This window comes from Halopseudomonas sp., from assembly GCF_036961105.1.
In the GTDB taxonomy this organism is placed as follows: Bacteria; Pseudomonadota; Gammaproteobacteria; order Pseudomonadales; family Pseudomonadaceae; genus Halopseudomonas.
Genome location: NZ_JBALWW010000011.1, coordinates 13,518 through 39,292, shown reverse-complemented (window position 1 = coordinate 39,292; position 25,775 = coordinate 13,518). Strand labels below are relative to the sequence as shown.

The window sequence follows — 25,775 nt, the reverse complement described above, 5'->3', positions numbered from 1 at the left end:
TGAGAAGAGGACCGACCGTGCACAAAGTCGTGATCAGCGGAACAGGTTTGTACACCCCCACGGAAAGCATCAGCAATGAAGAGCTGGTGGAGAGCTTCAACAGCTATGTCGCGCAGTTCAATGCCGACAACGCCGCTGCCATCGAAGCCGGTACTGTCGAGCCCATGGCGGGCTCCAGCACCGAATTCATCGAAAAAGCCTCCGGTATCAAAAGCCGCTATGTGATGAACAAGAGCGGCATTCTCGATGTCAACCGCATGGTGCCGGACATTCCCGAGCGCGGCAACGACGAGCCCTCGCTGCTGTGCGAAATGGCGGTCAAGGCTGCACACCAGGCGCTGGAAGCTGCCGGCCGCACGCCAGCCGATATCGATGCGGTCATCGTAGCCTGCTCCAATTTGCCGCGCGGTTATCCGGCGCTGGCAGTCGAAGTACAGGAAAGTCTCGGCATCGAAGGTTTCGGCTTCGACATGAACGTGGCCTGTTCTTCCGCTACCTTCGGCATCCAGAACGCAGTCAGTGCGGTGCAGTTGGGCCAGGCGCGTGCCGTGTTGATGGTAAATCCGGAAGTCTGCACCGGTCACATGAGTTTCCGTGATCGCGACAGTCACTTCATTTTCGGCGACGCCTGCACGGCTGTGGTTATTGAACGTGCCGATCAGGCGGTCTGCGAGCATCCCTACGAGATTCTCGGCACCAAGCTGCTGACCAAGTTCTCCAACAACATCCGCAACAACTTCGGCTTTCTCAATCGCTGTGACGAATCGGGCGTTGGGCAGCCGGACAAGCTGTTTGTGCAGAATGGCCGCAAGGTCTTCCGCGACGTTTGCCCCATGGTGGCTGAGCTGATCGGCGAGCACTTGCAGGAAGTGGGGTTGGCGGTGGAAGACATCAAACGCTTCTGGCTGCATCAGGCCAACCTCAACATGAACATGCTGATTGCCCGCAAGCTGCTGGGCCGCGATCCGAGCGCTGAAGAAGCACCGGTAGTGCTCGACAAGTATGCCAATACCAGCTCTGCCGGTTCGATCATCGCTTTTCACCAGAATCAGGCCGATCTGCCCGTGGGTAGCCACGGTGTGATTTGCTCCTTTGGTGCCGGTTATTCCATCGGCAGCGTGGTGGTCCGCAAGACCTGATGACTGCGGCCGGTAACGCCCGATGACCGACGAGGAGCAGTTGCTCGCGCGTTTGCGTGCGGGCGAGCAAAAGGCCTTCGAGCAACTTGTGCGCCAGTATCAGGGCGCCATGCGCGCCGTGGCCACTGCCATCGTCGGCAGCAGCAGTGCCGATGAAGTGGTACAGGACAGCTGGCTGGCCGTGGTGCGGCATATCGACGGCTTTGCCGAGCGCGCCAGCTTGAAAACCTGGCTGCTCACCATCACCGCCAACACCGCCAAGACCCGCCTGAAGAAACAACGGCGGGAGGTCTTTATCGATGACATCAGCGGCCCCCACGGCACCCTGGGCCCGGATCGCTTTCAGCCGAACGGCCACTGGCAGCAAAAGCTTCCAGCCTGGCATAGCGACTCCCCAGAGGCGCTCCTCGATGCGCAGGAATTGCGCGACTGTCTGGACCACACGCTCAATACCCTCTCCGAACTGCAGCGCAGTGTGCTGCTGTTGCGGGATCGTCAGTGCCTGGAATTGGCCGAGATTTGTAACCTGCTGGGGATTTCACACTCCAATGTTCGGGTATTGTTGCATCGCGCTCGCCTGAGCGTTTTCGCAACCCTGGAACATTTTGAGGTGACTGGCGAATGTTGACATGTAGAGACCTAGTGGCGCGATCCAGCGATCTGCTGGACGGCGAGTTGGGCTTGCGACAACGTCTGGCGTTGCGTGCTCATCTGGCGGTGTGTTTTCGCTGCCGTCGATTCATCCGCCAACTGCGTGTCACTCAGCGCGTGATACGGCAATTGCCGGACGCTCCATTACCTGAGTTGGAGCGCCTGGTGAGCGCCATGCTGGCACAGCAAAAAGCCGCGACGGGTGATTCCGCCCGCCAACACTCCAAGCCGCGATAACATCCGGATAAAGAAAAAACCGGATTTTGTAACCGCAACGGCCAAGCCTGGTCTAGTTTAGTGAGAGGGCAACCCTCTATGCCCTCACACCAAACGGAGATTGACCATGAACAAACTCAATACCGCAATCCTCACTCTGGGCGTAACCCTGGTTGGCGCTGGAGCCGCTGTGAATGCTGCCGAGAACCCTTTCGGCGTGCAGGAGCTGCAGAGCGGCTACAACCTGGCCGACAGTCACGGCGAAGGCGACATGGAAGGCAAGTGTGGCGAAGGCAGCTGTGGTGAAGATAAAGACGAGAGCAAGGAAGGGTGAGTACGCTGGCAAGTGTGCGGGTTGCAATGGCGAGAGGCCGATTGTGACTGCCTTTGCTTGCCCTGGAGTGCAAGGCGCAGGCCTCGGTCTGCGCCGTAGCTTGTTGACCGAGATCATCGAGAATCCGCAACCCTGTGCGGATTTTCTCGAGATCGCACCAGAAAACTGGATCAATGTTGGCGGCCGCTTTGGCCGCCAGTTTCGCGCACTGACCGAACGCTACCGTTTTGCCTGCCATGGGTTATCACTCAACCTCGGCGGATTGGCCCCGCTCAATCGCCGCCTGCTGAGTGATCTCAAGCGGTTTCTCGATCAGCACCAGATCAGCGTTTACAGCGAGCACCTCTCGGCCTGCGCCGACGAGGGCCAGCTGTATGACCTGATGCCGGTGCCTTTCAGTGATAGCAACGTGCGGCGTATAGCCAAGCGTATCAGGCAGGTGGAGGAGGCGCTGGAGCGGCCCTTGATCATTGAGAACGTGTCGGCCTACGCCTGCCTGCCGGGCGAGATGGATGAGCCGGCGTTCATCAACGCTGTGCTGCACGAAGCTGACTGCCAGCTGTTGCTCGACGTCAACAACGTGCTGGTCAACAGCGTCAACTTCGCCACCGATGCAGAAGAATTTATACGCGCTATGCCCAGCGAACGCATTGCTTACATGCACGTGGCTGGGCACTTTGATGCTGAGCCTGAGCTGAAAATCGATAGCCATGGTGCGCCGGTTATCGATCGGGTCTGGCAACTGCTGCAGCTGGCCTACGCCGAGCACGGCGTGAGGGCGACCTTGCTGGAACGCGATTTCAACTTCCCGCCGCTGGCGGAGCTTTGCGCTGAGGTAGCGCAGATTCGCCGCTTTCAGGGTGCCGCGGTTACACCGCAGAGTTTGCGAGCGTGAGTAGCAGTGAAGTGCACCAGCGCGCCTTTGCCGCCCGTCTGCGTGATCCGGCGGGTGCACCGCTGCCCGAGCGGGTACCGGTGCAGCGAGTAGCAGTATACGAGCGACTGTTTTACAACAGCATCGAGAGCTTTATCAGCGGCACCTTTCCGGTGTTGCATGGCCTGCTGTCAGGCGAACGCTGGCGCGTGCTGGTAAGGGAATTCATCGCGCGCCACCGATGTGATTCCCCCTATTTTCTCGACATTGGCCAGGAGTTCATCGGCTGGTTGCAGTGCGGTTACGTGCCGGCCGAGGGCGACCCGCCTTATCTGCTTGATCTGGCGCACTATGAGTGGCTCGAGCTGGCGCTGGACACTGCCATGGACGAGCTCCCTGCCAAAACGCAGCCGCAGGAAGCCGAAACACTTTCCAGCCCGCTGCAGGTATCTGCGCTGGCTCGCGCTCATGCCTATCGTTGGCCGGTGCATCGTATCGGCATCGATTTTCAACCGGTCGAGGCACCAGCGCAGCCGACTTTTCTGCTGGTCTGGCGTGACCGCCGCGACAAGGTGCGCTTCATGCAGCTTACCGCTTTCACCTACCAGTTACTGGCGCAGTTGCAACAGCAGCCGCAGACACCGGATTCGCTGCTTCGGCGAGTAGCTCAGGACGCTGGGATGGTTTGCGATGGGACCTTTCTGAACCAGGGCAGGGCGCTGATTGATGAGTGGTTGGCACAGGACATCCTGTTGTCCGTTACCCCAGCCCAGCTCACCTGAGTTCACTGTTTTTCTTCGATTGCGCCCTATCTTGTTGATTTTCTGACCCTGCTTCGCTTGTGCTTCCGTTCGGGGTCAGGCTGATTGTTACCGACCCGAAAAAGTTCCTCTGTCATCGAATGTTCATCTTCGCGCAACCGATCTGAAATATGCCGCTGCCAAGATTCCCTCCAACACCGGGCCTGATGCCAAACAGGCGGCCCAAATGTGTTGTTTCACTGTCAACGCAAAAACACAAATGAGGGAAGACTCAATGACACTGCGCAAGCATTTCGCCGGATTTGCCGTTACAGCTCTGGCTGCTGCCATTCCGGCTGTTGCCATGGCCGATATCAATATCTATGGCCGTGCCCATGTATCCGTAGATTTTCTGGATGATGGTGCCGATTACTCCGAAACCAACCTGTCCAGCAACTCTTCGCGTCTGGGTTTCAAAGGTGATCATGAGATCAACCCGAACCTGACTGCCTTCTTCCAGATTGAGCAGGAAATCCGCTTCGGTACCGACAGCGACACCAACTTCGCTACTCGCGACACCTTTGTAGGCTTGAAAGGTGGCTTTGGTGCAGTACAGATGGGTCGTTTCGACAGCCCCTTCAAAGCGGCCCGTGGTCCGGCCAACCTGTTCGGTGATCAGGTCGGCGATATGCGCAACCTGACCCGTGTTGGCAACGCCCGTTTTGACGAGCGTTATGACAACACCATTCAGTACACCACGCCGAACATGGGTGGTTTTTTCGCTGCTCTGGGTTACTCCAATCAGGAAGGCGAAGAAGCTGATTCGGATCTGGACGAAAGCGTATTCAGCGGTTCCGTGAACTACATGGGCGAATTGCTGGAAGCCTCGCTGGCTTACGAAACTGCTGAAGAAGATACCGGTCGTGGCGAGCGCGATGGTTTCCGTGGCGCTGCTGCCTTCAAGATCACCGACGCCATCAAGGCCGTTGGCTTCTATCAGACGGTCGACTATACCAACGACGCAGTAACCGACGCGGTTCGCGATCAACTCACCTCCGATACCTACGGTCTGGGCGCTGAGTTCAAGGTTGCTTCCAGCACTGCTATCAAGGGTATGTGGATGACCCGCGACGCTGATGCAGAAGATTACGACAGCGACATGTGGGTAGTAGGCGTTGAGCACAAGCTGGACAAAGCCGTTCGTGTCTATGCCAACTACGCCATCGTTGATAACGAAGACAATGCTGCGCTGACTCCCTGGAGCCAGGCACGTACCGCCACTCCGGCCGGTGCTGCAGGCGAAGAAGCCTCAGGTCTGTCTGTAGGTCTGCGTTACGACTTCTGATCCCGTCCCCATCAGACAGGATTGAAGCTGGAGTAGTACCCCGAAGCCGGGCTGTTTTTTCAAACAGCCCGGCTTTGTCATTAAAGTGAAACCAGACGGTCTTATTATCGTCGCCAAGTGGTCATTAATCGTGATCACTCCCTGATCAGACAACGTCGTCACTTGTGCTAGGAGTTCTCATGCGCCATCTGCTTTGTGTTGCCGCCGCCGTGCTGCTGTCTGCCTGTGCTCAACAGGCTCCCGTTAAACTCTATTCCGGCCCCGAGCAGCCAGCGTCTCAGGTGGTCGTGGTGCAAGTACCCGACACTCTGGAAATTCTCGACATCAACGGACAACCTGCCCCCGATGCCAATAGCATGGCAGGCAATGGCTTGCGCGAGCTGCAATTGCAGCCCGGCGAATATCGCATCAATGCCTATTTTGAGAACGGTTACGATATTGGTGGTGGCTTGAGCCACGAAATAGTGCGTACCCGCAGCGCAACCTTCAGCATTGATGGACAGGCTGGCGATGTCTGGCTGCTCGACTTTGCCGCGCCAGCCAATCTGCAGGAAGCGCAGGCAATGGAAGAAAACTTTTCCGGCGCTGCCGTGAATACCGCTACCGGACAGCGCGTGGCTACAGTGCCAGGCCCGGCTTACGTGTCCTTGCTTGGTCAGATGCTTGGATCGGGCACGCAGTCCGTAGGCACCAGCACTACCGGGATTGCTCCATTGGGCGGCGAAACCGCAGCCCCGTCAGCCGGTGTAGTTGCTGCGGTTCCCGTTCCCTCGCAAGCCGCCGCGCCGCAACAGACACTGCCGGCTAACGACGCCACGTTGTCTACCCTGAAACAGCTTTGGCTGATGCTGTCGCCACAAAGCCGCCAGGCCTTCCTGGACTGGGCTGAGAAGTAAGTACCACCGCTGACGCTGTCAGCTCCTGCGTTGCTCCTTGTTTTCCCCCGCTTGCGGGGGATTTTTTTGTCCGTTTTTCGGGTTTGGTAATCCAGGGTCCGGGACGCTTCAACAGCAGACCTGAAGCTCCGTCATGGCGGGCAAGCCTGCGGCGTTGGCCGCCCTATGCCTGAGCCGGTATCCAGGGGCGGGTATCAGAATGCTGGACCCTGCGATCTGGCAATACAGCACCATTGGTTAATTGGGTGCGGATCAGTATTCCTTGCTGTCGCCGGCGGCAGGCATCGCCCACAGGTGCGCGGCAACGAGAGCGCGATAGGGGCTGAAATCCGCCAGCCAGGCGGCGGTCTGGCGTTGATCCGGTGTATCGGTCCGGGCCAGTAACTGCTGCAGGCGTTTGCGTACCACCACATCGCCATGCATAGAGCCGTCCAGCAGGCCAAAGCCGCGCAGCAGTATGTAACTCACCGTCCAGGGGCCGATGCCACGCAGCGCAAGCAACTGCTCGGCCAGTGCCTGCGGCTCCAGGTGGGCGGCGTCACTCCAATGCTGGAGCGGCAGGTTGCCGGCTGCGGTTTCCGTGGCGAGTAGTAGCAGGCTGGCGGCCTTGCTGCGCGACAGCCCGCAGCTGGTCAGCGCAGCTGCCTCTAGCGCGGCGAGCGTTTGGGCATCGGGATGACAATGCATGCCACTGCTGTGCGAGCGGCCATGCTGCAGTATCAAGCGACGGCGAATGGAAGTGGCGGCTTCAACGCTGATCATCTGGCCGATCACCGCCCAGCAGGCCGCCTCAAAAGGGCTTATGGCCTGCGGAATGCGCAGGCCAGGGGAGGCGAGAATCAGCTTGCCCAACTCCAGATGGCTGCCATGCGCTCGGGCGAAGGCCGCCACGGGTTGTTGCAGTCCCAACAGGTGGCTGCCCCAGTCGCTCAGCTCTGCCTGCGTCAGCTCGATGGCGGCGTCGCAGTGCAGACTGATTACTGCACTGCCGGGTTGACCCAGATACATATGCAGGCACGCAGGTGCACCTTGCAGGAGCAGCCCCTTGTCTATGCTGTGCGCTGTCACCCGTTCGGCCAACTGCTGTTTGTCACGCCGGTAAAAGCGCAGCAGATCGGCCACCCTGAAGTCGGCGGGGAGGCTGACACGGGTATTCAACTGCGTGGTTGGCGGCATCTCATTCCTGTCTGTTGTTATGCGCTGCCTCACGCTGCAGCAGGGTTTGTTTGCGTTCCAGCCCCCAGCGGTAGCCGGACAGCGAGCCGTCGCTGCGTAGCACGCGGTGACAGGGCACGGCCAGTGCCAGCGGGTTGGCTGCGCAGGCGCCGGCCACCGCGCGCACCGCCTTGGGCTGGTCCATACCGGCTGCAATTTCAGCGTAGCTGGCGGTGTGCCCCGGCGGGATCTGGCGCAGTGTCTGCCAGACGCGCTGTTGAAAGGCAGTGCCGCGTATGTCCAGCGGTATATCCAGAGTCACGCTGGGGTTCTCGACCAGTTCGACTATCTGCAACATCAATGCGTTCAGCTCTTCGGCCGCGTGCAGACACCGTGCCTTGGGGAAACGCCGCCCCAAGTCTGCCTGCAAGGTCTCGGCGTCATCGCCCAGCAGAATGGCGCAGGCGCCGCGGCTGCTGAATGCTGCCAGCACCAACCCCAGCGAGCAGGGCGCCAGGGCGTATCGAATCTGCTGATTGTTGCCGCCGGAGCGATAAGCGCTGGGCGTCATGCCGAGCATGGCCTGGGCACTGGCATGCAGCCGGCTGCCGGAGCTGAAACCTGCGGCGCAAGCGGCCTGGGTTACTGTATGCTGCCGATCCAGGTTGGCTGCCAGCCGCCGTTGACGCAGGGCATTGGCATAGGCTTTTGGCGTAATGCCGAGGGTCCGCTTGAACAGGCGATGCAGATAATGCGGGCTCAAGCCAGCCAGGTCGGCCAGTTGCTGCAGGGTCGGCACCTGTTCTGTCTGCTCCATCACCCGACACAACTCGGCGACCTTCAGTCGCTGCCGCGTCTGCGCGCTGGCATCGCGAGGATGGCAGCGCTTGCAGGGCCGATAACCGGCTTGTTCTGCTGTCTCGGGGCTGACAAAGAAACGCAGGTTGTCGCGCCGGGCCGGACGCGAAGCGCAGCTTGGGCGGCAGTAGACGCCAGTGCTGAGTACGGCATAGAAAAAGTGGCCATCGGCCGCCGGGTCGCGCCGCTGTACTGCCTGCCAGCGGAGCTCGTCACTGTCATGAGGTAGGCTGGTCGCTTGCATATCGGGTCTCGTCAAGTCGCCAGGGAGCTTTAACATGACAGCCGCAGCTGATCGCCGCACTCCGTTTCTTGTCTTTGAATTTGGCAAGGCAGCTTGTCTCGCCAGCGCTGCAAAGCAGATGACGGTGGGGCAATAAATTCATTCAACCCGCATGGCCAGCTGTGGCACTCTTGGCCTTCAGGCCACCCCGTAACCACTGCTCAACCGGTAAACCGCGCTACATGAAGTTACGCCAGCTTACGCATATTGACCAGATCAACGCCAGTCAGTGGGACGCCTTGCTGCGCGGCGGCTACCCCTTCTTGCGCCACGGTTTTCTTGCCGCGCTGGAGCGTAGCGGCTCGGTGGGTGAAGACACGGGTTGGCTGCCTGCCCACCTGGTAGTGGAGAATACCGACGGCAGCCTGCAGGCCTTGTTGCCGCTGTATCAGAAGATGCATTCCTACGGCGAGTACGTATTCGACTGGCAATGGGCCGAGGCCTGGGAGCGGGCAGGGCAGCGCTACTACCCCAAGCTGCTGGCGGCAGTACCTTTTTCGCCTGTCCAGGGGCCGCGCCTGGTCGGCCGCTGTGCTGAAAGCCAGCAGATGATTGTGCAGGCGCTGGACCAGGCGCTGGCCCGAGGTGTGGTGTCAGGCGTCAATCTGCTATTCAACGACGACGCGCAAAGCCCGTTGCTGGAGCAGTCGGGGTGGGAGCAGCGTCTAGGGTGCCAGTTCCACTGGTTCAATCGGGGTTACCACAGCTTTGATGATTTTCTCGCCGCCTGCAGCTCACGCAAACGCAAGAACTTTCGCAAGGAGCGCCAATCGGTGGTGGCCCAGGGCATCAGCTTCGAATGGCATCAGGGTGTGGAAGTAAGCGAGGCGCATTGGCAGCGGTTTTTTCCTTTTTACGCGGCGACCTATCTCAAACGCGGGCAGCAGCCCTACCTCACGCGTGCCTTCTTCAGCGAGCTGTCGGCTGGCCTGGGTGAAGCGGTGCGCCTGGTATTTGCCCGGCACGACGGGCGCGATGTGGCAGGGGCGTTGTTTCTGGCCGGCGGCGATACGCTTTATGGCCGTTACTGGGGGTGCCTGGAAGAGTTTGACCGTCTGCACTTCGAGACCTGTTTCTATCAGGGCATGGATCGCTGCATCGCCGAAGGCCTGAAACGCTTTGACGCCGGCGCCCAGGGTGAACACAAACTGGTGCGGGGTTTTGAGCCGGTACTGACGCAATCCTGGCATAAATTGCAGCCGGGGCTGCACGAAGCGGTGGCGGATTTTCTGCAGCGCGAGCGCGCCGGGGTGAGGGCGTATCAGCAGGAATCTGCAGGTTACCTGCCGTTCAAGCAAGCAACCTGAGAGGTAATGGCTTACTCCGCTTCCAGCACCTTGGCGCTGAGAATGGTAACGGGGTTGACCGGTACGTCGGAATGACCGCCCTTGCTGGTGGTGGCGACCTTGCCAATGGTTTCTACCACGCTTTCGCCGCTGACCACCTTGCCGAACACGGCGTAGCCAAAATCGCGACCGCCATGGTTCAGAAAGTCGTTGCTGCCGAGGTTGATAAAGAACTGGCTGGTAGCGCTGTCGACCACGCCGGTACGGGCCATGGCGACGGTGTAACGATCGTTGTCCAGGCCATTGTCGGCTTCGTTCTTGATCGGCTTGCCGACGTCACGCTGGCGCATGTTCTCTTCAAAGCCGCCGGTCTGGATCATGAAGCCGGGGATTACGCGGTGAAAGATCACGCCGTCGTAGTGGCCGGATTCCACATAACGCAAGAAGTTGGCGACGCTGATGGGCGCCTTCTCTTCGTTCAGCTCGAGCACAATGTCGCCCAGCGAGGTGGACAGTTGCACGCGCGGGCTATCGGCCAGCGCAGCGCAGCTCAACAGCATCAGGGTGGCAGCACCAACAAGGTGTTTCAGCATCTTTTACTCCGTCAACAAGGGTCCTGCTGTGGCAGGATCTACTTCGTGGGTATGGGCCCGCTCGGCCTCCACTTCCTGCAGAAAGGACAGCAGCAGGGTGTTGAAGGCTTCGGGTTGATCAACCGGTGTAGCGTGCCGTGAATCGGCGATGACTTCCAGTCTGGCGTCGCCTAATCGACTGACATAGTCACGCTTTTGTTCCACCGGGGTGTAATCCTGATCTGCGCTGATCACCAGCACCGGACAGGCGATGCGGTCAAGTTGCGCACTGACGCCCCAGCCGACGATGGCGCGCAGCGAGGCCAGATAGCTGGCTCGATGATTCTCGTTCCAGCGCGCCTGAAAGGTGTCGCGGTGATGCTGTTGTTCGGGCTTGGGAAACAGCAGTTTGCTCAAACCTGCAGCCACCGTGCGCATCGGCAGTATGTGGGCAAAAAACAGTCGCTTGCCGGCCATCCAGTATTCTTTTGGTCGGCGGGGTATGACTTCGGGAGCGCTGTTGACAATGGTCAGGCTGGCGGCGATCTGCGGTGAGTTCACCGCCAGTTGAAAGCCGATCATACCGCCCATGGACAGGCCTACGATGTGCGGCTTTTCCAGCTGCAAGGCTTCAATGAAAGCCAGGCAGTCTGCAGCAAACAGGGCAATGGAATAGTTTGCGCCGCCTTTCTCGCTCTGGCCATGGCCGCGACTGTCGAGGCACAGCACCCGGTAGTGCGGGGTGAGCGCCGGCAACTGGTATTCCCAGTCCCGCTCACTGGAGCCCAGCCCATGCAGCAACAGCACGGGCGGGCCGCTGCCCTGGTCGGTGTAGTGAAACTGGCAGCCATTGAGTCTGATCTGCGGCATGCGGTGCGTTCCTGAAGGCCGAAAGCACCATTCTAGGCACGGAGGCGCCGTGATGAGAAGCCTGCCATCAGGCTGTCATCGAATGTTCAATCAACAGATCGGCCAGGATGCGGGTTGCCGGCCCCATGGGACGCTCCCGATTGGCGTACAGATACAGATAGTGCGAACGCCGCGCGCCCTGTTCCAGCGGCAATACCTTGAGCTGCCCGGCGGCCAGCTCTGCGCTGATCTCATGCTCAGGCACCCAGGCAAAGCCCAGGCCGCACGCGACCAGGTGAGCGGCGGTGCTCAGGCTGGCCACCGTCCAGCGCTGTTCAGCCCCAAGCCAGCCGGAGTCGCGCGGCTGACGTCGGCCGGAGTCGCGGATAACTACCTGCAACTGAGTCTGCAGATCGTCGTGAGTGAGGGTGCGCTGTAGTTCATGCAGCGGATGTTCAGGATGCGCTACCGCGACAAAATCCACCGCATTGAGCTGTTGCGGTAGAAAGCCCGCGATGCTGATGCCGGAGATGGCCAGGTCTGCACTGCCGTTGAGCAGACATTCTTCCACGCCGGACAGGACCTCTTCGCGCAGCTGGACTCGGCAGCCCTGGCTAAGCGGCATGAAGGCCTTCAAGGCCATGGCCAGCCGCTCGGTGGGGTAGGCTGCATCAACCACCAACTGAACTTCCGCCTCCCAGCCCTGTTCCATCTGGTGCGCCAGCAATTCCAATTGACTGGCCTGCTCGACGACCTGGCGCGAGCGCCGCAGCAGTGTGGTGCCGGCCTCGGTCAGTACCGCCTTGCGACCTTCAATGGTCAACAGTGGCACGCCCAACTGCTCCTGCATACGGGCGATGGTATAGCTGACGGACGACTGGGAACGGTGCAGTGCCTCGGCTGCCTGGGCGTACCCGCCGTGATCGACCACCGCCTGCAAGGTGCGCCATTGCTCCAGAGTTACCCGCGGTGCTTTCATCTATACTGCCTCCTGAGGCACGTTCAGCAGTGGCTGGCGTGCAAGCCTAATGTTTACTCGAGTCTGCTGTCGGGTTCTATACAAGGAGCACCATCATGTCTCGCTTTCACCCGTTTCTGCTGTTGAGCTGTCTGGTTCCTGCTGTCGCCCTGGCGTCGTTCCCCATTGACGTTGAAACCCATGCCGAGGGTGTCGATATTTCTGCCACCTCTGACGATGTCAGCAATGTTGCCACCGTCACCGTAACCAACAATGGTGATAACAATGCAGAATGCGAAGCGACTTTCGTCAGTGGCCCTGAGCGTCCTTTCCCGCGCCGAACCATACTGGAGGCTGGAGAAAGTGCGGTGCTGACTCAGGCGTTCGAGCGCGCCATCACGCGCGTCCGCGTCACGCTGAACTGCAAGGCCAAATAACACAAAGCAAATCTATCAAGTTTGCTGATATATATCAGCGTATATTTGCGCTTTTATATCTTTTTATTGGGTCTAATATGGGCTCCATCACAACGCACACGATGGAGTTTTCCCAATGAAACAGATTCTGGTCATTCAAAGCAGCGCCCGGCAAAACGGCTCTCTGTCCCGTGAATACACCGCCAACCTGGTCGCCAGGCTGCAGGCCCAGCACCCCGAAGCCAAGGTGGTCACCCGCGACCTGACAGCTCAGGCGCTGCCGCACCTGGATGAAACATTGCTCAACGGCTGGATGAAGCCAGTTGACCAGCAGACCGACGCAGAACGCGCAGCATCAGAGCGCTCGAACGAGCTGGTCGATGAGCTGATGGCCAGCGATGTGGTGGTAATAGGTTCGCCGATGTACAACTTCGGAATCACCTCTACGCTGAAGGCCTGGTTTGATCACGTGCTGCGCGCCGGCCGTACCTTCAAGTACACCGAAACCGGCCCGGTTGGCCTGACTCCGGATCGCAAGGTGTATGTGGTCACTTCCCGTGGTGGTCGCCACCAGGGCATGCCACAGGATCACCAGCAGCCTTACATCACCACCGCGCTGGGCTTTATCGGCATCCAGGATGTGAGCTTTGTGCATGTTGAAGCGCAGGGTCTGGGTGAAGTGGAGGCGGGCAAAGGCCGCGCAGAAGCCGAGAAGGTGTTGGCAGGCATCGCAGCCTGAGTTGGAGCTGCGACACCTCAAATAGCATGATAGAAAAAGCCGGCATCTCCGTTCAGGTGATGCCGGCTTTTTCTCGTGCGTGGCAATCAGGTTTGCGGCGTGGCGTTGCAGTAACCGCGTTGAAAGTAGATAAGTCCTTCACCTTGGGTTTGCTGGCGCACGGCGACTACTTCGCAGATCAGAATGTCGTGGCTGCCGGCGGCGATGCGATTGGTAATGCGGCAATCGAAGTTGATCAACGCATCATCCAGCAGCGGGGCGCCGGTGCATTCGGTGCTCCACTCGGCGGTGGCAAAGCGCTCCTGCATGGACGACTTGCCACCAAACAGATTGGACAGCGCCTGCTGCCCAGCGGTCAGGGTGTTGACGCACAAATGACCGTTGGCGCAAAAGGTGTCGTATACCGAGGCATTGCGGTTCAGGCATACCAGCAGGCTGGGTGGTTCGTCAGACACGCTGCATACGGCCGTGGCGGTGAATCCGGCGCGGCCGGCGGGGCCATCGGTGGTGACGACATTAACGGCGGCAGCCAGCACGGACATGGCATTGCGAAATGCATCACGGCTGACTTCCACGGGCATGGGCTCTGGGGTTTTCATGGCCAACATGGTGAACTCCTTCAGGTGAGTATGCAGGTTTTGGAGTAGGGCAAGCGCGGTAGGCGGTCGAACACCTTGCTGCTGTCGCCGTAGCCCAGATTGATCAACAGATTGGACTTCCAGTGACTGTCACTGAAAAACGCCGCATCCAGCGCTTTGGGGTCGAAGCCGGACATCGGGCCGGTATCCAGCCCCAGACTGCGCGCGGCAAAAATCAGATAGGCCGCCTGCATCGAGCTGTTGCGAAACGCGGTCTCGTGAATCATCTCGGGGCTGCCGGTAAACCAGCTGCGCGCATCGGCATGCGGGAACAGGAAGGGCAGTGAATCGTAGAAACGGCTGTCGTACGCCACGATGACCGTGACCGGCGCGGCCATGGTCTTTTCCAGGTTGCCGGAAGACAGGCAGGGCTTGAGCAGCTCTTTGCCCTGTTTGGTGCGGATGAACACAAAACGTGCCGGGCTGCAGTTGGCTGACGTCGGCCCCATCTTGGTCAGATCGTAAAGCTCCTCGAGCAGACTGTCGGGCACGGCCTTGTCGAGCCAGCCATTGTGGCTGCGGGCGTCGGTGAATAGTTGCGCAAGGGCGCTTTGGTCGAGTGATTGGTGCATGTAGCCCTCGCTCAGGCGGCGGTATTGGTGTGTGTAACGCGGGCGATAAAGTCGCTCAGCGTGGTGTTGATGGTGTCGGCGCAGGTCACGCTGGAGGCGTGTCCGCCATAATCAAACAGCTTCAGCTCGGCATTGGGCAGCGCTTGCTGCAGCGCCTGTGAACAGCGCCAAGGCACCAGCATGTCGTCCCGGTTGGCGATCAGCAGGGTAGGTTGGCGAACCTGTTCCAGGGCGGCGCCAGGCGCAAAGCTCAGCAGTGCGCTGATCCGGCGCAGCAGATTGTCGGTGGTCGGAAACCCCGCCACGTGCTTGCGGTCATCCATGTTCAGTTGGTCGATGTTGTCGGCGATCCAGTCCGGCGGATACAGAAACAGCGCCTGCGCCTCAACGTAGGCCGCAGGGCCCGCGCCGGCGAGCAACTGCTGGCGCACCGAAAAGCAACGCGCGGTGTGTGGGCTGGCGGCAGCCCAGGCATTCATCAGCGTCAGGCTGCGCAGGCCCGGCGCTTCCTGCAGCGCCAGCTCCAGCCCGACCAGGCCACCGAGAGCATGGCCCACCAGGTGATAGTCCGTGATGCCGTTAGCCGCCAGCAGCTCGCTCAGCTCGTCTGCCATGGCGGCAATACTGTAGTTTTCCGGCAGCGCCGCCGGGCTGCGGCCGGTGCCCAGCTGATCGTAGAGCACGATGCGATAATCATCGCTCAATGCGGCCAACTGCGGCGTCCAGAAGTGCGCGGCACCTCCGAGCCCCGAGCTGAATACCAGCGTCGGGGCCGCGGCGTCCTGCCGGCCATGGATTTCGATATGCATGGCGTGGTTCATGGTCAGCCAACGTGCGCGATGCTGGCGATCTCGATCAGCGCGTCCGGCTTTACCAGGCCGCACTGAATGCAGTAGCGCGCCGGTTTTTCACCGGGGAAGTACTCGGCATACACCACATTGATTGCCGCGTAATCGCTCCAGTCGCGGACCATGATCATGTTGAAGGTGACGTCATCCATGGTGCCGCCGGCTTCTTCGACGACGCCCTTGATGGTTTCCAGTACGTGACGGGTCTGCGCAGCGGCATCGCCCACGTGAACCACGTTGTTGTCCTTGTCGAAGGGCAGGGTGCCGGATACATAGAGAATGCCGTCGGCCATGGAGCCGGGTACGTAGGGCGCCAGTGGTTTGCCGGTGCCGGCAGGAAGTACGGTCTGCTTGCTCATGCGGTTGCTCCTTGGGTCTTGGTCGCTGCGGCGAGGGTGCTGCAGAAGTCATCTACAGTGCTGACCCAGCCAAAAAAGGTTTCGATGTTGTACAGCGAGGCCTGCTGCACATACTCGGGGCCGGCCTGGTGGGTGGCATCTGCCAGCACCACGCCGAAGTATTCGAGGAAGAAGCCATCGCGCAGGGTGGATTCCACGCAGACGTTAGTGGCGATGCCGGTGAACACCAGATTGCGAATACCGCGACTGCGCAGCAGGCTGTCGAATGCGGTGTTGAAAAAGCCACTGTAACGGGGCTTGGGTACCACCAGGTCGCCTGGCTGCGGCTGCAGCTGATCCACCAGGTCGTAATCCCAGGTGCCCTTGGCCAGCAAGGTGCCCATCAGCTCCGGGTTCTTGCGCATGGTTTTCAGCGCATTGGACTTGTGCCAGTTGGGCGAGCCGGGGCCGCCGGCTTCGGCGTACTGCGCATCCCAGCCGTTCTGGAAAAACACCACCTGTACACCGGCCTCGCGAGCAGCCTTGATCGCCTTGGCAATGGACTCGATGACCGGTCCAGTGCTGGAAATGTCGAAGCCGGCCAGATCAAGGTAACCGCCCTTGGTCGAGTAGGCGTTCTGCATGTCGACCACGATCAGCGCGGTGTCATTGGCATTGATCGCCAGTGACTCGGGGCGTGCCGGCAGGACCATGTTGCTCTCGTTACCTTGACTGGGCGCGTATCCCACAACCGCTGTATTCAGGCTGTTCATTACGCGCTCTCCAGCATATTGGCGACGTGTTTGCGGCTCTTCATCAGCGGCTGTATCTTCTGGCCGAAGTTCTCGATGCCTTCGACAAAGTCATCGAAGGTCAGCATCACGCCACTGGTGGCCGGTACTTCGGCAATTTCGTCGAGCATCTTGGCGACATTCTCGAACGAGCCGACCAGAGTGCCCATGTTGATGTTCACTGCAGAGGTTGGGTCGGCCATCTGGCGGATATTGGTATCACCCTTGGACTTGGTGTCGGCGGCGCCTTGCTGGCCCAACCAGGCCACGGCTTCTTCGTCTACGCCGTCCTTGTAGGATTCCCAGCGAGCACGAGCGGCTTCGTCGGTCTCATCGGCGATGACCATGAAGAGCGCAACCGAGGTCACGTCGCGGCCGGAGTCGGCGGTGGCTTTCTCCAGACGTTCAACTGTGGGAGCAAAGGCCTTCGGCGTGTTAACACCCTTGCCGAAACAGAAGTTGTAATCGGCAAACTTGGCGGTAAAGGCCATGCCGGCTTCACTCTGGCCGGCGCAGATGATCTTCATGTCGGCCTGGGGTTTGGGACTCACGCGGCAGTCTTCCATCTGGAAGTGCTCGCCCTTGAAGTCGCTGGTGCCGGTGCTCCACAGGTCGCGTAGTACGGTGGCATATTCGCTCAGGTAGTCGTAGCGGTTGGCAAAGAATTCATCGCCGGGCCACAGGCCCATCTGCGAGTATTCCGGCTTCTGCCAGCCGGTCACCAGGTTGACGCCAAAGCGGCCGTGGGAGATGGAGTCGATGGTGGAGGCCATACGCGCGACAATCGCCGGCGGGATGGTCAGGGTGGCTGCTGTGGCAAACAGCTGGATGCGCTCGGTAACCGCTGCCAGGCCGGCCATCAAGGTGAAGGATTCCAGGTTGTGCTCCCAGAACTCGGTCTCACCGCCGAAGCCGCGCAGCTTGATCATCGACAGCGCAAACTCGAAGCCGTAATGCTCGGCGCGCTGGACGATGGTCTTGTTCAAATCAAAGGTCGGCATGTATTGCGGCGCGTTTTTCGAGATCAGCCAACCGTTATTGCCGATGGGGATAAAGATGCCTACGTTCATTGCTCTGCCCTCAGGGTCTGGTGTCAATTCAGTTGCGGCACCGGGCGCCGCGTTGTGAGCAGAGAACAGCATCAAGCGTGCCACAATCGTCTTTTATATATTTTTCAATGAGTTGTGCTTTGTCTTGTGCTTATTGCAGACCAAATAGTCCAAGTTAGAGCACTTGGTTTGTGCGTGCCTGATCCGAATTGGGGCAGGGCAGTGAATAAAAAGCAGGGCTTGAGTTGCAGGCAGCGCAAGGGGGTAGAATGCGCACTCCAGGGAATGAGGCTGATAACCCGTGAGCAAACAGATACAGCGTCCAGGCACGCCAGCAAAGCAGCCGAAGGCGCGCAGCAGAGTACCCAGCGAGGCGACGCTGAAGCGCCGCAAGCGGCTGATGGAAACCAAACGCAGCGCCATTATGGAAGCCGCGCTGAACATCTTTTCACGCTACGGTCTGCATGGCACCAGCCTGGATCAGGTGGCCAGCCAGGCGGATGTATCGAAAACCAATCTGCTGTATTACTTCGCCTCGAAGGAGGAGTTGTATATCAATGTGCTGCGGCAATTGATGGAGGTATGGCTGCGACCCTTGCAGGCGTTCTCCGTCGCACAGGACCCGGTGGAGGCCATTGGCGATTACCTGCAGGTAAAGCTGGAGCTGTCGCGCGACCATCCGGCGGAATCGCGGCTGTTCTGCCTGGAAGTGATTCAGGGCGCACCGCTGTTGCTGGAAGAGCTGCGTACCTCGTTACGCGAGATCGTCGAATCCAAGGTGGCGGTGATCAATGCCTGGATCGCAAGCGGCAAGCTGGCCCCGGTCGAGCCGCACCATCTGATTTTTTCGCTATGGGCCACGACCCAGCATTATGCGGACTTCCGCGTGCAGGTGGAGGCCGTCTCTGGCCGCACTCTGGATGACCCTGCTTTCTTTGCCGAAACCCTGGCCAATCTCAAGCTGCTGGTGTTGCAGGGCATCTGCCCGCGCAAGTGAGTCCGGGCGACGGCCCCGTCGCCCCGTTTTTGGGCTGCCCGCACAAACCGGGTGCTCTGAATCAGACCGTTTGATCAAATCTAATCTCGCCTTTTTATTCAAGCCGCTGTAATTATTGGGAAAAAGCGTTCTTGGCATATCTTGGCATAGTTGCTGCAATTGTTTTCTTCGTTTGAAACGGTGGGCGGATTGACCGCCTGCAGATTCTTCAGGTCCGGCGACGCAGCAATGTGTACTCCGGAACTCAGTCGGAGGATGCAATCGCATGACGCTTCAATATGTCCCCATCATTGATCTCGGTCCCTACTTCAGCGGCAGCGCCGAGGGCAAGGCCGCAGTGGCCAAGGCAGTCAACCAGGCGTGCCGTGATATTGGTTTTCTGGTCATTACCCAGCACCAGATTCCCGCCGAGCTGATAGAGCGCGTCAGCCAGCTGACGACCGGTTTCTTTGATCTGCCCATGGACGAAAAACGCAAGGCAAACAGACCGCGTCCGGACATGGTGCGCGGTTACAGTGCAGTAGCAGAGGAAAGCCTCTCTTACTCCATGGAAGAAGCGGCACCCGGCGACCTGAAAGAGTCTTTCTCCATCGGTCCGTTGAACGTGCCGGATGAACCCTATTATTCCGAAGCCATGGCCGGGCCGCACTTTGCGCCCAATGTCTGGCCCACCGCGCTGCCAGGTTTTGAAGCTGCCTACGCCGAGTACTTTGACGCCATGGGTGACCTGGCGCGCAGCCTGATGCGTATTTTCGCCCTGGCGCTGGAGCTGCCGGAAACCTTCTTCGATGACAAGATCGACAAGCACATCAGCATGTTCCGCAGCCTGCGTTACCCGCACCTGAAAGAAGGCATCGAGCAAGGGCAGCTGCGTGCCGGCGCGCACACCGATTATGGCAGCCTGACCATCGTCAAGCCGGACGGCGCTTTGGGTGGCTTGCAGGTGCGCAACCGCGAAGGCGAGTGGGTTGATGTGCCATACGTTGAAGACGGCTTTGTGGTCAATATTGGTGACCTGATGATGCAATGGACCAACGATCAGTGGATCTCGACCCTGCACCGCGTGGTCAACCCGCCGGAAGACGTTGAGGGCGATCAGCAGCGTCAGTCGCTGGTGTTTTTCCACCAGCCCAACTATGACGTCATGGTCGCGTGCTTGCCCAGTTGCCTGCCGGCAGGGGAGGCGCCACGTTACGCACCGGTCAGCTCGGGCGATCACCTCAAGTCCAAGTTCGTGCGCCAGACCACCTTTGGCGGCAGCAAGGTGGCCTGACATGAGCAAACTCTCCTACGTCAACGTATTCGCTCGCGACATTGAAGCCCTGAGCGGCTTCTATCAGCGCGTGTTCGACTTCCCGGAAGTGGAGGCCATCCGCTCGCCCATCTTTGTCGGGCTGGACGCCGGAACCTGCTGCATCGGCTTCAACGCACCGGATGCCTACGACCTGCTGCATCTGGCTGACTATGCCGAAACCAGCGGCTGCAAGTTTCTGTTGAACATCGACGTCGATAGCCCCGGCGACGTCGACCGCATGGTGCCCGTTGCCTGCGAGCACGGTGCCACTCTGATCAAGCCTCCCTATACCACCTATTACAACTGGTATCAGGCGGTTCTGTTGGACCCGGAAGGCAATGTGTTCCGGATCAATCACATGCTGTAACGCGCTTAAACCTCAAGACCCACCGCAAGAAGGACTTTGGCAATGAAGAAACTGCTTACGGGCACGGTATGTGCTCTGGCCGCGTGCGGCCTGATGAATACTGCTTCGGCAGCGGACGAAGGCTTTACTCTGAAGGGCCCGGCGAAGATCGCCATGCTCTATATCAGCCCGCGCAATGACGGCGGCTGGACCCAGGCCTTTGACGAGGCGCGCATGCGTCTGGAAGAAGACATCGATCAGAAGATCCAGTACGTGGAAAGCGTGCCGGAAACCGCCTCGGCCATCAAACCCACGGTCGAGCGTCTGATTCAGCGTGGCTCCAACATCATCATCGGCACGGCGTTCGGTTATTCCGATACCTTCAAGGAGCTGGCGGACAAGTACCCCGATGTCGCCTTCCTGAATGGCTCCGGCACCACTAATTCCGACAACCTGGAATCCTTCTACGGCCGCACCTATGAAAGTCAGTACCTGTGCGGCATGGCAGCAGGTGCAGCCTCGCCCACCGGCAAGCTGGGCTTTGTCGCAGCCAACCCCTTCGGCCAGGTGAACTGGACGGTTAACGCCTTTGCCATGGGCGCGCAGCAAATCAACCCGGAAGCCACGGTGACCGTAATCTACACCGGCGCCTGGAATGATCCGGTCAAGGAGCGCGCCGCTGCGACGGCGCTGATCGACCAGGGCGCGGATGTCATCGGCCAGCACGTTGATAGCCCAACTCCGCAGATCGTCGCCCAGGAGCGCGGTGTATACGGCACCGGTCACCACCGTGACATGAGCGAATTCGCCCCTGAAGCCACCGTTTGCTCCTCCGTCTGGGTCTGGGATCGCTTCCTGGCGCCTGAACTGAAGAAGATCATGGCAGGTAACTGGAAGCCCGCCGAGAACGGCGCGCTGTTGTCGATGGAGCAGGGCGGTACGGATGTAGCCTGCTGCGGCAAGGCGGTGAGCGAAGCAGACAAGGCCAAGATCATGGCGGCGCGTGAAGAGCTGCTCAACGGCGAAAAGCTGATCTACGCCGGCCCGATCTCTGACCGTGACGGCAACGTAAAGGCAGCCGCAGGCGAGAGCCTGGACGACGGCCAGCTGTGGTCGATGGACTGGTTCGTCAAGGGAGTGATTACGCAGCAATGAGTCATACGAACGCGATTCAACTGGATGCCGTCAGCAAGTCATTTGACGGTTTCAAGGCTCTTTCAGAGGCGTCTTTCACCGCCTGCTGGGGTGAGGTGCATGCCTTGCTGGGTGAGAACGGCGCCGGCAAGTCGTCGCTGATGAACATCGCCGCTGGGCTGTACGCACCTGAGACCGGGTCGCTGTTCATTGACGACAATCTGGTGCGCCTCAAGGGGCCACTGGATGCTGCCAACCAGGGTATCGGGATGGTGCATCAGCACTTCAAGCTGGTTAAGCCATTCAGTGTTGCGGAAAACATCCTGCTGGGCCTGCGCACTGATCAGGCCCTGGGTTACCGCAAACGCTTGCAGCAGACCGCCGAGGACATCAAGGCCATGGCGGCCAAGCTGGGCTTCAGCATTGATCCCTTTGCCCGGGTTGATCAGTTGTCGGTTGCCGAGCAGCAGCGCGTTGAGATTCTCAAGGTGCTGCTGGCCGGTGCCCGCATCCTGATTCTGGATGAACCCACCGCAGTACTCACCGATGCGGAAGCAGAAAACCTGCTGACCACGGTAAAGAATTTTGCTCAGCAGGAGGGCGCTGCCGTCATCCTGGTGACGCACAAGATGAATGATGTGATGCGCTACGCCGACCAGGTCACGGTCATGCGCAGCGGCCGCACGGTCGCCAGCCTGAAGCCGCAATCGGCCTCGGTCGGCGAACTGGTCAAGCTGACGGTCGGCGATGCACCCACGCCACCGCAGATCCCGGCCAGTCGCGCGCCGGGCGAGGTGCGCCTCAAGGTCAGCGACCTGTGCTCGTCCGACCCCAACAACCCGGTACTGCGCGGCGTGAACCTCAGCCTGCGCGCGGGTGAAATCTACGGCATCGCCGGCGTTGGCGGCAATGGCCAGAGTGAGTTGGCCAACGCGCTTATGGGGCTGCCGGAGGCGGTCAGCGGCAGCATGGCGCTGGTGGGCGAGGGCGAGCTGAGCAGTTTGAGCGCGGCACGCCGTCGTGAGCTGGGTATCGCCTGTATCCCGGCGGATCGCTACAGCGCTGCGCTGGCGGCGCCACTGTCGATCAGCGACAACTTTGCCATGGGCGAGATTCACAGCGGCCGCTATGGGCCGTTCTGGTTCCTGCGCCGCAGCCGCATTGACGCCGACACGGCCGCCGCGGTGACCGAGTTTGACGTCCAAGGCGTGCGCTCTCTGCAGCAGAAGGCCGCACTCCTGTCGGGCGGCAACGCGCAAAAGTTGGTGATCGCCCGCGAGTTCAACCGCCAACCAAAACTGGTGATAGTGCACAGCCCCAGCCGTGGCTTGGATGTGCGCGCCACCCTGGCGGTTCACGAGCGTTTGCGCAGTGCGCGCGACGCCGACGCGGCGGTGCTCTTGATCAGCGAGGATCTGGACGAAGTAATGGCGCTGGCAGACCGCATTGGCGTGATGTCGGCAGGACGAATTATCGGCGAGTTTGCGCAACCGGCAGACCGCCAGGCGATAGGGCAGGCCATGGTGAACCATGTTTGATGCAAGCAACTCTTCAAGCAACTTTCAGCCTTTGCTGGCGCGGCGCTACACGCTGGAAGTACGGCAGCAGATGGCCTGGTATTGGCAGGCGCTGGTCATCGCGCTGGCGCTGCTGGTCGGCCTGCTGATTTCCGCCGCTATTCTGGTCGCTGCCGGCGTGCCGGCCGGCGAGCTGCTCAACGAGTTTGTGATTCTTACCCTGTTCGATAACCAGAGCCTGCGCGCGGTGCTGTTCCAGGCCGCGCCACTGATCATGGTCGGTCTGGCAGGTTGCCTGGCGTTTCGCGCGCGTTTCTGGAACCTGGGGCTGGAGGGTCAGATGATCTGGGGCGCCATCGGCGCTACCGCCATCTCCCTGTTCGAGATCGGGCCGCCAGCACTGCGTGTGCCGCTGATGATGTGCTGCGCACTGGCCTGCGGATTGCTCTGGGCCGTCGCGCCGGCGTTGCTGAAGCTGCATCTGAAGGTGAACGAGATCATCTCCACGCTGATGCTCAACTACATCGCGCTCAATTTTCTGCTGCACCTGGTGTACGGCAGCTGGAAAGACCCGCGCGATTCCTTCCCCTATTCGCCGCAATACCGCGTGTTCGAGCGCCTGCCGGAGCTGTTTGATGGGCTCAGCCTGGCGGTGGTGATTGCCATGCTGGTCGCGCTCTTTGTGCTCTGGTTTACCGGTGTGTCGCGTGCAGGCCTGTACCTGCGTTTTGTGGATAACAGCCCGGGCGTCGCGCGGGCGGTCGGGGTGCCGGTCAATCGGGTGATTCTGGGCACCGTGTTGCTCTCTGGTGCGCTCGCCGGGCTGGCCGGTTTTATGGTCACCGCCGGGCAGGAGGGGCGTCTGACCCACTCGTTTTATGTCGGTTACGGCTTCTCCGGTATTTTGATTGCCTTCCTGGCGCGTAATCAGCCCATCGCGGCGACGGTAGTGGCGATGCTGGTGGCCACACTCTTTGTTGCCGGGCGTAGCTTGCAGGTGTTTTATCAGATTCCGTTTTCCATGGTGCAGTTGATCCAGGCGATTCTGGTGATCTGTGTGGCGTCATCGGAGTTCTTTATCCGCCACCGTATTCGCCGCATTCAGGGAGGGCAGGGCTGATGAACATGATCGCAAGCTGGATCGGCAATATTCCCGACTTCGCCGTGCCCTTTGCTCTGGCCGCGCTGGGCCTGATCGTGATTGAACGTAGCGGCGTGCTGGCGCTGGGCGCAGAAGGCCTGATGCTGGTCGGCGCGCTGTCGGGCATTGGCGCCTCGCTGATGACCGGGGGCGCCACTGTCTGGGCCTTGGTCATCGCCATGATTGCCGCCGCAGCCGTCTCGCAGTTGTTCGCACTCATGGTGCTGGTGATGCGCATCAACCAGGTGATCGCTGGTCTGGCGCTGGTGTTCTTCTGCCAGGGCCTCACGGGATTGCTGGGTACCCTGATGAACTGGACCAACAAGCCGGTGAGCGGGCTGCAGTCGGTGTCTATCTGGCCGCTGTCGGAGTTGCCGGTGGTGGGCAAGCTGTTTATCCAGAATCCGGTGGTTTACCTCACGCCCATCATCTTCCTGCTGGTGGTGCTGGGACTTAATCGCAGCGTTACCGGTTTGCGTCTGCGCGCCGTGGGTGAAAACCCGCAGGCTGCTGATGCGGCGGGCATCCCGGTGCTGGCTTACCGCTGCGCAGCGATTGCCGCTGGGTCGGCGCTGATTGGTCTGGCTGGCGCCTACATCTCGGTACTGAGCACCAAGATGTGGATTGCCGACATGGTTGGCGGGCGCGGCTGGATTGCCGTGGCCCTGGTGATCTTTGCCCGCTGGGCGCCCTGGAAGGCGCTGGCTGGCGCTTTGCTGTTCGGCTGCATCGAGGCGCTGATTCCGCAGATGGCAGCGTCCGGCATCCGTCTGCCGCAATACTTCGTGTTCATGACGCCCTATGCGGTCACCCTGGGGGTGATGATCTGGGTGGCCATCGTCAGCCGTGACAACAGCAGTCAGCCAGGTGCCTTGGGTGAACCCTTTATTCGTGAGGAGCGTCGCTGACGCGGCGCGCACACTCTCTTACCTGAAATAACTGAACAGGATTTTTGCATGCAAGGTGTAGCTTTGATTACCGGGGCAACCTCGGGGTTTGGTGCGGCCAGCGCCCGCCGCTTGGCGGCGAACGGTTGGGCATTGGTTATTTGCGGGCGCCGTCAGGCGCGGCTGGACGCGCTGGCCGCCGAGCTGTCGCCCAGCACGCCTGTGCTGGCGCTACAACTGGATGTACGTGACGCCGCGGCGGTCAAGCGCGCGATTGACGAGTTGCCGCTGGATTTTGGTGATATTCAGTTGCTGGTCAATAACGCCGGTCTGGCGCTGGCACCCGGGCCTGCGCAGGCGGTAGACCTGAGTGACTGGCATACCATGATCGATACCAATATCACCGGTCTGGTCAACGTAACCCACGCGGTGCTGCCACGGCTGATCGCCTGGGGGGCGGGCGCCAGTGTGATCAATATCGGTTCTACCGCGTCCGGCAACCCTTATCCCGGCAGCCATGTATACGGGGCCAGCAAGGCCTTTGTGCAGCAATTCTCCTTCAATTTGCGCTGTGACCTGCAGGGCACCGGCGTGCGGGTGACGGATCTGTCACCGGGTATCGCGGAAACCGAGTTCAGTCTGGTACGCAACTCGGGCAATGAAACGGCCGCCGATGCGGTCTACCGCGATACCGTGCCGCTGACGGCAGAAGACGTAGCCGAGCAGGTGGCCTACATCGCCGCGCTGCCAGCCCACATGAACATCAACCGCCTGGAGATAGTGCCGGTGCGCCAGGCCTGGGGGCCTTACGCCATTCATCGAGAGGCGCAAGACGCCGAGACGAAGGCCAAACTGGAGTTACCTGCGAAGGGCGGGTCCGTGCCGGCGTGATATGCCGCGGTTGAGGCTGCT

At 60.2% G+C, this 25,775-nt stretch carries 30 protein-coding genes; 19 read left to right on the top strand and 11 right to left on the bottom strand.

Translation table 11 applies throughout. The features are described 5' to 3' along the window. The first annotated feature begins 17 nt into the window (after window positions 1-17). The 8 genes from V7756_RS11980 to V7756_RS11945 all read left to right on the top strand — a co-directional run bounded on the left by V7756_RS11980 (window position 18) and on the right by V7756_RS11945 (window position 6,195). Complete coding sequence (locus V7756_RS11980) at window positions 18-1,139, top strand: beta-ketoacyl-ACP synthase III (RefSeq protein WP_335610412.1); 1,122 nt, start codon at window positions 18-20, stop codon at window positions 1,137-1,139. Window positions 1,140-1,161: 22 nt separating this feature from the next. Continuing rightward, the gene (locus tag V7756_RS11975; RefSeq protein ID WP_335610411.1) at window positions 1,162-1,767 is read left to right on the top strand and encodes an RNA polymerase sigma factor; all 606 of its coding nucleotides are present in this window, start codon (window positions 1,162-1,164) and stop codon (window positions 1,765-1,767) included. Continuing rightward, on the top strand, window positions 1,761-2,027 hold the full coding sequence (locus V7756_RS11970; protein WP_335610410.1) for an anti-sigma factor family protein: 267 nt from the start codon (window positions 1,761-1,763) through the stop codon (window positions 2,025-2,027). Before V7756_RS11975 ends, V7756_RS11970 begins: the two co-directional genes overlap by 7 nt. Window positions 2,028-2,133: 106 nt before the next feature. After that, the gene (locus tag V7756_RS11965) at window positions 2,134-2,340 is read left to right on the top strand and encodes an HvfA family oxazolone/thioamide-modified RiPP metallophore (protein WP_335610409.1); all 207 of its coding nucleotides are present in this window, start codon (window positions 2,134-2,136) and stop codon (window positions 2,338-2,340) included. 43 nt (window positions 2,341-2,383) lie between these two features. Next, window positions 2,384-3,235 (top strand): HvfB family MNIO-type RiPP peptide maturase, encoded by an 852-nt coding sequence (locus V7756_RS11960; protein WP_335610408.1) that lies wholly within the window; start codon window positions 2,384-2,386, stop codon window positions 3,233-3,235. Continuing rightward, a complete protein-coding gene (locus V7756_RS11955) occupies window positions 3,232-3,996 on the top strand; it encodes an HvfC family RiPP maturation protein (protein WP_335610407.1) in 765 nt (254 codons plus the stop codon). Before V7756_RS11960 ends, V7756_RS11955 begins: the two co-directional genes overlap by 4 nt. 253 nt (window positions 3,997-4,249) lie before the next feature. Further along, window positions 4,250-5,299, top strand: coding sequence for a porin (locus tag V7756_RS11950; protein ID WP_335610406.1), 1,050 nt, complete (start codon window positions 4,250-4,252; stop codon window positions 5,297-5,299). 179 nt (window positions 5,300-5,478) lie between these two features. Further along, window positions 5,479-6,195 (top strand): DUF2057 family protein, encoded by a 717-nt coding sequence (locus V7756_RS11945; protein WP_335610405.1) that lies wholly within the window; start codon window positions 5,479-5,481, stop codon window positions 6,193-6,195. A gap of 252 nt (window positions 6,196-6,447) precedes the next feature. On the opposite strand, the gene V7756_RS11940 is transcribed toward V7756_RS11945, so the two are convergent. Then, window positions 6,448-7,371 carry a DNA-3-methyladenine glycosylase family protein gene (locus V7756_RS11940; RefSeq protein WP_335610404.1) on the bottom strand — a complete coding sequence of 308 codons (924 nt, stop codon included), beginning with the start codon at window positions 7,369-7,371 and terminating at the stop codon, window positions 6,448-6,450. A gap of 1 nt (window position 7,372) precedes the next feature. Then, a complete protein-coding gene (gene ada / locus V7756_RS11935) occupies window positions 7,373-8,452 on the bottom strand; it encodes a bifunctional DNA-binding transcriptional regulator/O6-methylguanine-DNA methyltransferase Ada (RefSeq protein ID WP_335610403.1) in 1,080 nt (359 codons plus the stop codon). Between the two features lie 221 nt (window positions 8,453-8,673). On the opposite strand from ada, the gene V7756_RS11930 reads away from it, so the two are divergent. Continuing rightward, the gene (locus V7756_RS11930; RefSeq protein ID WP_335610402.1) at window positions 8,674-9,798 is read left to right on the top strand and encodes a GNAT family N-acetyltransferase; all 1,125 of its coding nucleotides are present in this window, start codon (window positions 8,674-8,676) and stop codon (window positions 9,796-9,798) included. An 11-nt stretch (window positions 9,799-9,809) separates the two neighbouring features. Here the strand turns inward: V7756_RS11930 and V7756_RS11925 are convergent, their stop codons facing one another. The 3 genes from V7756_RS11925 to V7756_RS11915 form a co-directional block, all read right to left on the bottom strand. Further along, entirely contained in the window at window positions 9,810-10,370 is a 561-nt protein-coding gene (locus V7756_RS11925) for a peptidylprolyl isomerase (protein WP_335610401.1), read from the bottom strand. A gap of 3 nt (window positions 10,371-10,373) precedes the next feature. Next, window positions 10,374-11,219, bottom strand: coding sequence for an alpha/beta fold hydrolase (locus tag V7756_RS11920; RefSeq protein ID WP_335610400.1), 846 nt, complete (start codon window positions 11,217-11,219; stop codon window positions 10,374-10,376). Between the two features lie 67 nt (window positions 11,220-11,286). Next, a complete protein-coding gene (locus V7756_RS11915) occupies window positions 11,287-12,177 on the bottom strand; it encodes a LysR family transcriptional regulator (protein WP_335610399.1) in 891 nt (296 codons plus the stop codon). Window positions 12,178-12,272: 95 nt separating this feature from the next. On the opposite strand from V7756_RS11915, the gene V7756_RS11910 reads away from it, so the two are divergent. Together V7756_RS11910 and V7756_RS11905 are read left to right on the top strand one after the other, a co-directional pair. Continuing rightward, window positions 12,273-12,593, top strand: coding sequence for a 3-phosphoglycerate kinase (locus V7756_RS11910; protein WP_335610398.1), 321 nt, complete (start codon window positions 12,273-12,275; stop codon window positions 12,591-12,593). Between the two features lie 115 nt (window positions 12,594-12,708). Next, complete coding sequence (locus V7756_RS11905) at window positions 12,709-13,311, top strand: FMN-dependent NADH-azoreductase (RefSeq protein ID WP_335610397.1); 603 nt, start codon at window positions 12,709-12,711, stop codon at window positions 13,309-13,311. Window positions 13,312-13,397: 86 nt separating this feature from the next. Here V7756_RS11905 and rutF read toward each other — a convergent pair whose 3' ends face one another. The 6 genes from rutF to rutA are packed head-to-tail and all read right to left on the bottom strand — an operon-like array spanning window position 13,398 to window position 17,568. Further along, the gene (gene rutF / locus V7756_RS11900; RefSeq protein ID WP_335610396.1) at window positions 13,398-13,919 is read right to left on the bottom strand and encodes an NADH-dependent FMN reductase RutF; all 522 of its coding nucleotides are present in this window, start codon (window positions 13,917-13,919) and stop codon (window positions 13,398-13,400) included. An 11-nt stretch (window positions 13,920-13,930) separates the two neighbouring features. Continuing rightward, window positions 13,931-14,521: a malonic semialdehyde reductase gene (locus V7756_RS11895; protein ID WP_335610395.1), complete on the bottom strand. Its 591-nt coding sequence runs from the start codon at window positions 14,519-14,521 to the stop codon at window positions 13,931-13,933. 11 nt (window positions 14,522-14,532) lie between these two features. Then, on the bottom strand, window positions 14,533-15,330 hold the full coding sequence (gene rutD, locus V7756_RS11890) for a pyrimidine utilization protein D (protein ID WP_335610394.1): 798 nt from the start codon (window positions 15,328-15,330) through the stop codon (window positions 14,533-14,535). 14 nt (window positions 15,331-15,344) lie between these two features. Next, window positions 15,345-15,728 (bottom strand): pyrimidine utilization protein C, encoded by a 384-nt coding sequence (rutC, locus tag V7756_RS11885; protein WP_335610393.1) that lies wholly within the window; start codon window positions 15,726-15,728, stop codon window positions 15,345-15,347. Beyond that, entirely contained in the window at window positions 15,725-16,420 is a 696-nt protein-coding gene (gene rutB / locus V7756_RS11880; RefSeq protein WP_442908997.1) for a pyrimidine utilization protein B, read from the bottom strand. Before rutB ends, rutC begins: the two co-directional genes overlap by 4 nt. 59 nt (window positions 16,421-16,479) lie before the next feature. After that, window positions 16,480-17,568 (bottom strand): pyrimidine utilization protein A, encoded by a 1,089-nt coding sequence (gene rutA / locus V7756_RS11875; protein ID WP_335610391.1) that lies wholly within the window; start codon window positions 17,566-17,568, stop codon window positions 16,480-16,482. Window positions 17,569-17,848: 280 nt separating this feature from the next. Between rutA and rutR the strand changes: the two genes are divergently transcribed. The 8 genes from rutR (at window position 17,849) to V7756_RS11835 (ending at window position 25,754) form a co-directional block, all read left to right on the top strand. Beyond that, the gene (rutR, locus tag V7756_RS11870) at window positions 17,849-18,544 is read left to right on the top strand and encodes an HTH-type transcriptional regulator RutR (protein WP_335610390.1); all 696 of its coding nucleotides are present in this window, start codon (window positions 17,849-17,851) and stop codon (window positions 18,542-18,544) included. Between the two features lie 265 nt (window positions 18,545-18,809). Continuing rightward, window positions 18,810-19,817, top strand: a complete 1,008-nt coding sequence (locus V7756_RS11865) for an isopenicillin N synthase family dioxygenase (protein WP_335610389.1) — start codon at window positions 18,810-18,812, stop codon at window positions 19,815-19,817. A 1-nt stretch (window position 19,818) separates the two neighbouring features. Next, window positions 19,819-20,205 (top strand): VOC family protein, encoded by a 387-nt coding sequence (locus V7756_RS11860; protein ID WP_335610388.1) that lies wholly within the window; start codon window positions 19,819-19,821, stop codon window positions 20,203-20,205. Between the two features lie 42 nt (window positions 20,206-20,247). Next, window positions 20,248-21,339, top strand: a complete 1,092-nt coding sequence (locus tag V7756_RS11855; protein WP_335610387.1) for a BMP family ABC transporter substrate-binding protein — start codon at window positions 20,248-20,250, stop codon at window positions 21,337-21,339. Then, complete coding sequence (locus V7756_RS11850; protein ID WP_335610386.1) at window positions 21,336-22,856, top strand: ABC transporter ATP-binding protein; 1,521 nt, start codon at window positions 21,336-21,338, stop codon at window positions 22,854-22,856. Before V7756_RS11855 ends, V7756_RS11850 begins: the two co-directional genes overlap by 4 nt. Beyond that, window positions 22,849-23,955: an ABC transporter permease gene (locus V7756_RS11845; protein WP_335610385.1), complete on the top strand. Its 1,107-nt coding sequence runs from the start codon at window positions 22,849-22,851 to the stop codon at window positions 23,953-23,955. The genes V7756_RS11850 and V7756_RS11845 overlap by 8 nt, the downstream gene beginning before the upstream one ends. Beyond that, entirely contained in the window at window positions 23,955-24,884 is a 930-nt protein-coding gene (locus V7756_RS11840) for an ABC transporter permease (protein ID WP_335610384.1), read from the top strand. The genes V7756_RS11845 and V7756_RS11840 overlap by 1 nt, the downstream gene beginning before the upstream one ends. A 48-nt stretch (window positions 24,885-24,932) precedes the next feature. Then, window positions 24,933-25,754, top strand: a complete 822-nt coding sequence (locus tag V7756_RS11835; protein WP_335610383.1) for an SDR family NAD(P)-dependent oxidoreductase — start codon at window positions 24,933-24,935, stop codon at window positions 25,752-25,754. The last annotated feature ends 21 nt before the right edge of the window (window positions 25,755-25,775 follow it).

What these genes read in the sequence shown, in the direction of transcription:
- V7756_RS11835 (WP_335610383.1), top strand. Translation starts at nt 24,933, where the DNA reads ATGCAAGGTGTAGCTTTGATTACCGGGGCAACCTCGGGGTTTGGTGCG.
- V7756_RS11895 (WP_335610395.1), bottom strand. Translation starts at nt 14,521, where the DNA reads ATGCACCAATCACTCGACCAAAGCGCCCTTGCGCAACTATTCACCGAC.
- V7756_RS11975 (WP_335610411.1), top strand. Translation starts at nt 1,162, where the DNA reads ATGACCGACGAGGAGCAGTTGCTCGCGCGTTTGCGTGCGGGCGAGCAA.
- V7756_RS11945 (WP_335610405.1), top strand. Translation starts at nt 5,479, where the DNA reads ATGCGCCATCTGCTTTGTGTTGCCGCCGCCGTGCTGCTGTCTGCCTGT.
- V7756_RS11970 (WP_335610410.1), top strand. Translation starts at nt 1,761, where the DNA reads ATGTTGACATGTAGAGACCTAGTGGCGCGATCCAGCGATCTGCTGGAC.
- rutA (WP_335610391.1), bottom strand. Translation starts at nt 17,568, where the DNA reads ATGAACGTAGGCATCTTTATCCCCATCGGCAATAACGGTTGGCTGATC.
- rutF (WP_335610396.1), bottom strand. Translation starts at nt 13,919, where the DNA reads ATGTTGGCCATGAAAACCCCAGAGCCCATGCCCGTGGAAGTCAGCCGT.
- V7756_RS11865 (WP_335610389.1), top strand. Translation starts at nt 18,810, where the DNA reads ATGACGCTTCAATATGTCCCCATCATTGATCTCGGTCCCTACTTCAGC.
- V7756_RS11860 (WP_335610388.1), top strand. Translation starts at nt 19,819, where the DNA reads ATGAGCAAACTCTCCTACGTCAACGTATTCGCTCGCGACATTGAAGCC.
- V7756_RS11915 (WP_335610399.1), bottom strand. Translation starts at nt 12,177, where the DNA reads ATGAAAGCACCGCGGGTAACTCTGGAGCAATGGCGCACCTTGCAGGCG.
- V7756_RS11940 (WP_335610404.1), bottom strand. Translation starts at nt 7,371, where the DNA reads ATGCCGCCAACCACGCAGTTGAATACCCGTGTCAGCCTCCCCGCCGAC.
- V7756_RS11845 (WP_335610385.1), top strand. Translation starts at nt 22,849, where the DNA reads ATGTTTGATGCAAGCAACTCTTCAAGCAACTTTCAGCCTTTGCTGGCG.
- rutB (WP_442908997.1), bottom strand. Translation starts at nt 16,420, where the DNA reads ATGGTCCTGCCGGCACGCCCCGAGTCACTGGCGATCAATGCCAATGAC.
- ada (WP_335610403.1), bottom strand. Translation starts at nt 8,452, where the DNA reads ATGCAAGCGACCAGCCTACCTCATGACAGTGACGAGCTCCGCTGGCAG.
- V7756_RS11920 (WP_335610400.1), bottom strand. Translation starts at nt 11,219, where the DNA reads ATGCCGCAGATCAGACTCAATGGCTGCCAGTTTCACTACACCGACCAG.
- V7756_RS11925 (WP_335610401.1), bottom strand. Translation starts at nt 10,370, where the DNA reads ATGCTGAAACACCTTGTTGGTGCTGCCACCCTGATGCTGTTGAGCTGC.
- V7756_RS11950 (WP_335610406.1), top strand. Translation starts at nt 4,250, where the DNA reads ATGACACTGCGCAAGCATTTCGCCGGATTTGCCGTTACAGCTCTGGCT.
- V7756_RS11855 (WP_335610387.1), top strand. Translation starts at nt 20,248, where the DNA reads ATGAAGAAACTGCTTACGGGCACGGTATGTGCTCTGGCCGCGTGCGGC.
- V7756_RS11930 (WP_335610402.1), top strand. Translation starts at nt 8,674, where the DNA reads ATGAAGTTACGCCAGCTTACGCATATTGACCAGATCAACGCCAGTCAG.
- V7756_RS11840 (WP_335610384.1), top strand. Translation starts at nt 23,955, where the DNA reads ATGAACATGATCGCAAGCTGGATCGGCAATATTCCCGACTTCGCCGTG.
- rutD (WP_335610394.1), bottom strand. Translation starts at nt 15,330, where the DNA reads ATGCATATCGAAATCCATGGCCGGCAGGACGCCGCGGCCCCGACGCTG.
- V7756_RS11850 (WP_335610386.1), top strand. Translation starts at nt 21,336, where the DNA reads ATGAGTCATACGAACGCGATTCAACTGGATGCCGTCAGCAAGTCATTT.
- rutC (WP_335610393.1), bottom strand. Translation starts at nt 15,728, where the DNA reads ATGAGCAAGCAGACCGTACTTCCTGCCGGCACCGGCAAACCACTGGCG.
- V7756_RS11905 (WP_335610397.1), top strand. Translation starts at nt 12,709, where the DNA reads ATGAAACAGATTCTGGTCATTCAAAGCAGCGCCCGGCAAAACGGCTCT.
- V7756_RS11965 (WP_335610409.1), top strand. Translation starts at nt 2,134, where the DNA reads ATGAACAAACTCAATACCGCAATCCTCACTCTGGGCGTAACCCTGGTT.
- V7756_RS11910 (WP_335610398.1), top strand. Translation starts at nt 12,273, where the DNA reads ATGTCTCGCTTTCACCCGTTTCTGCTGTTGAGCTGTCTGGTTCCTGCT.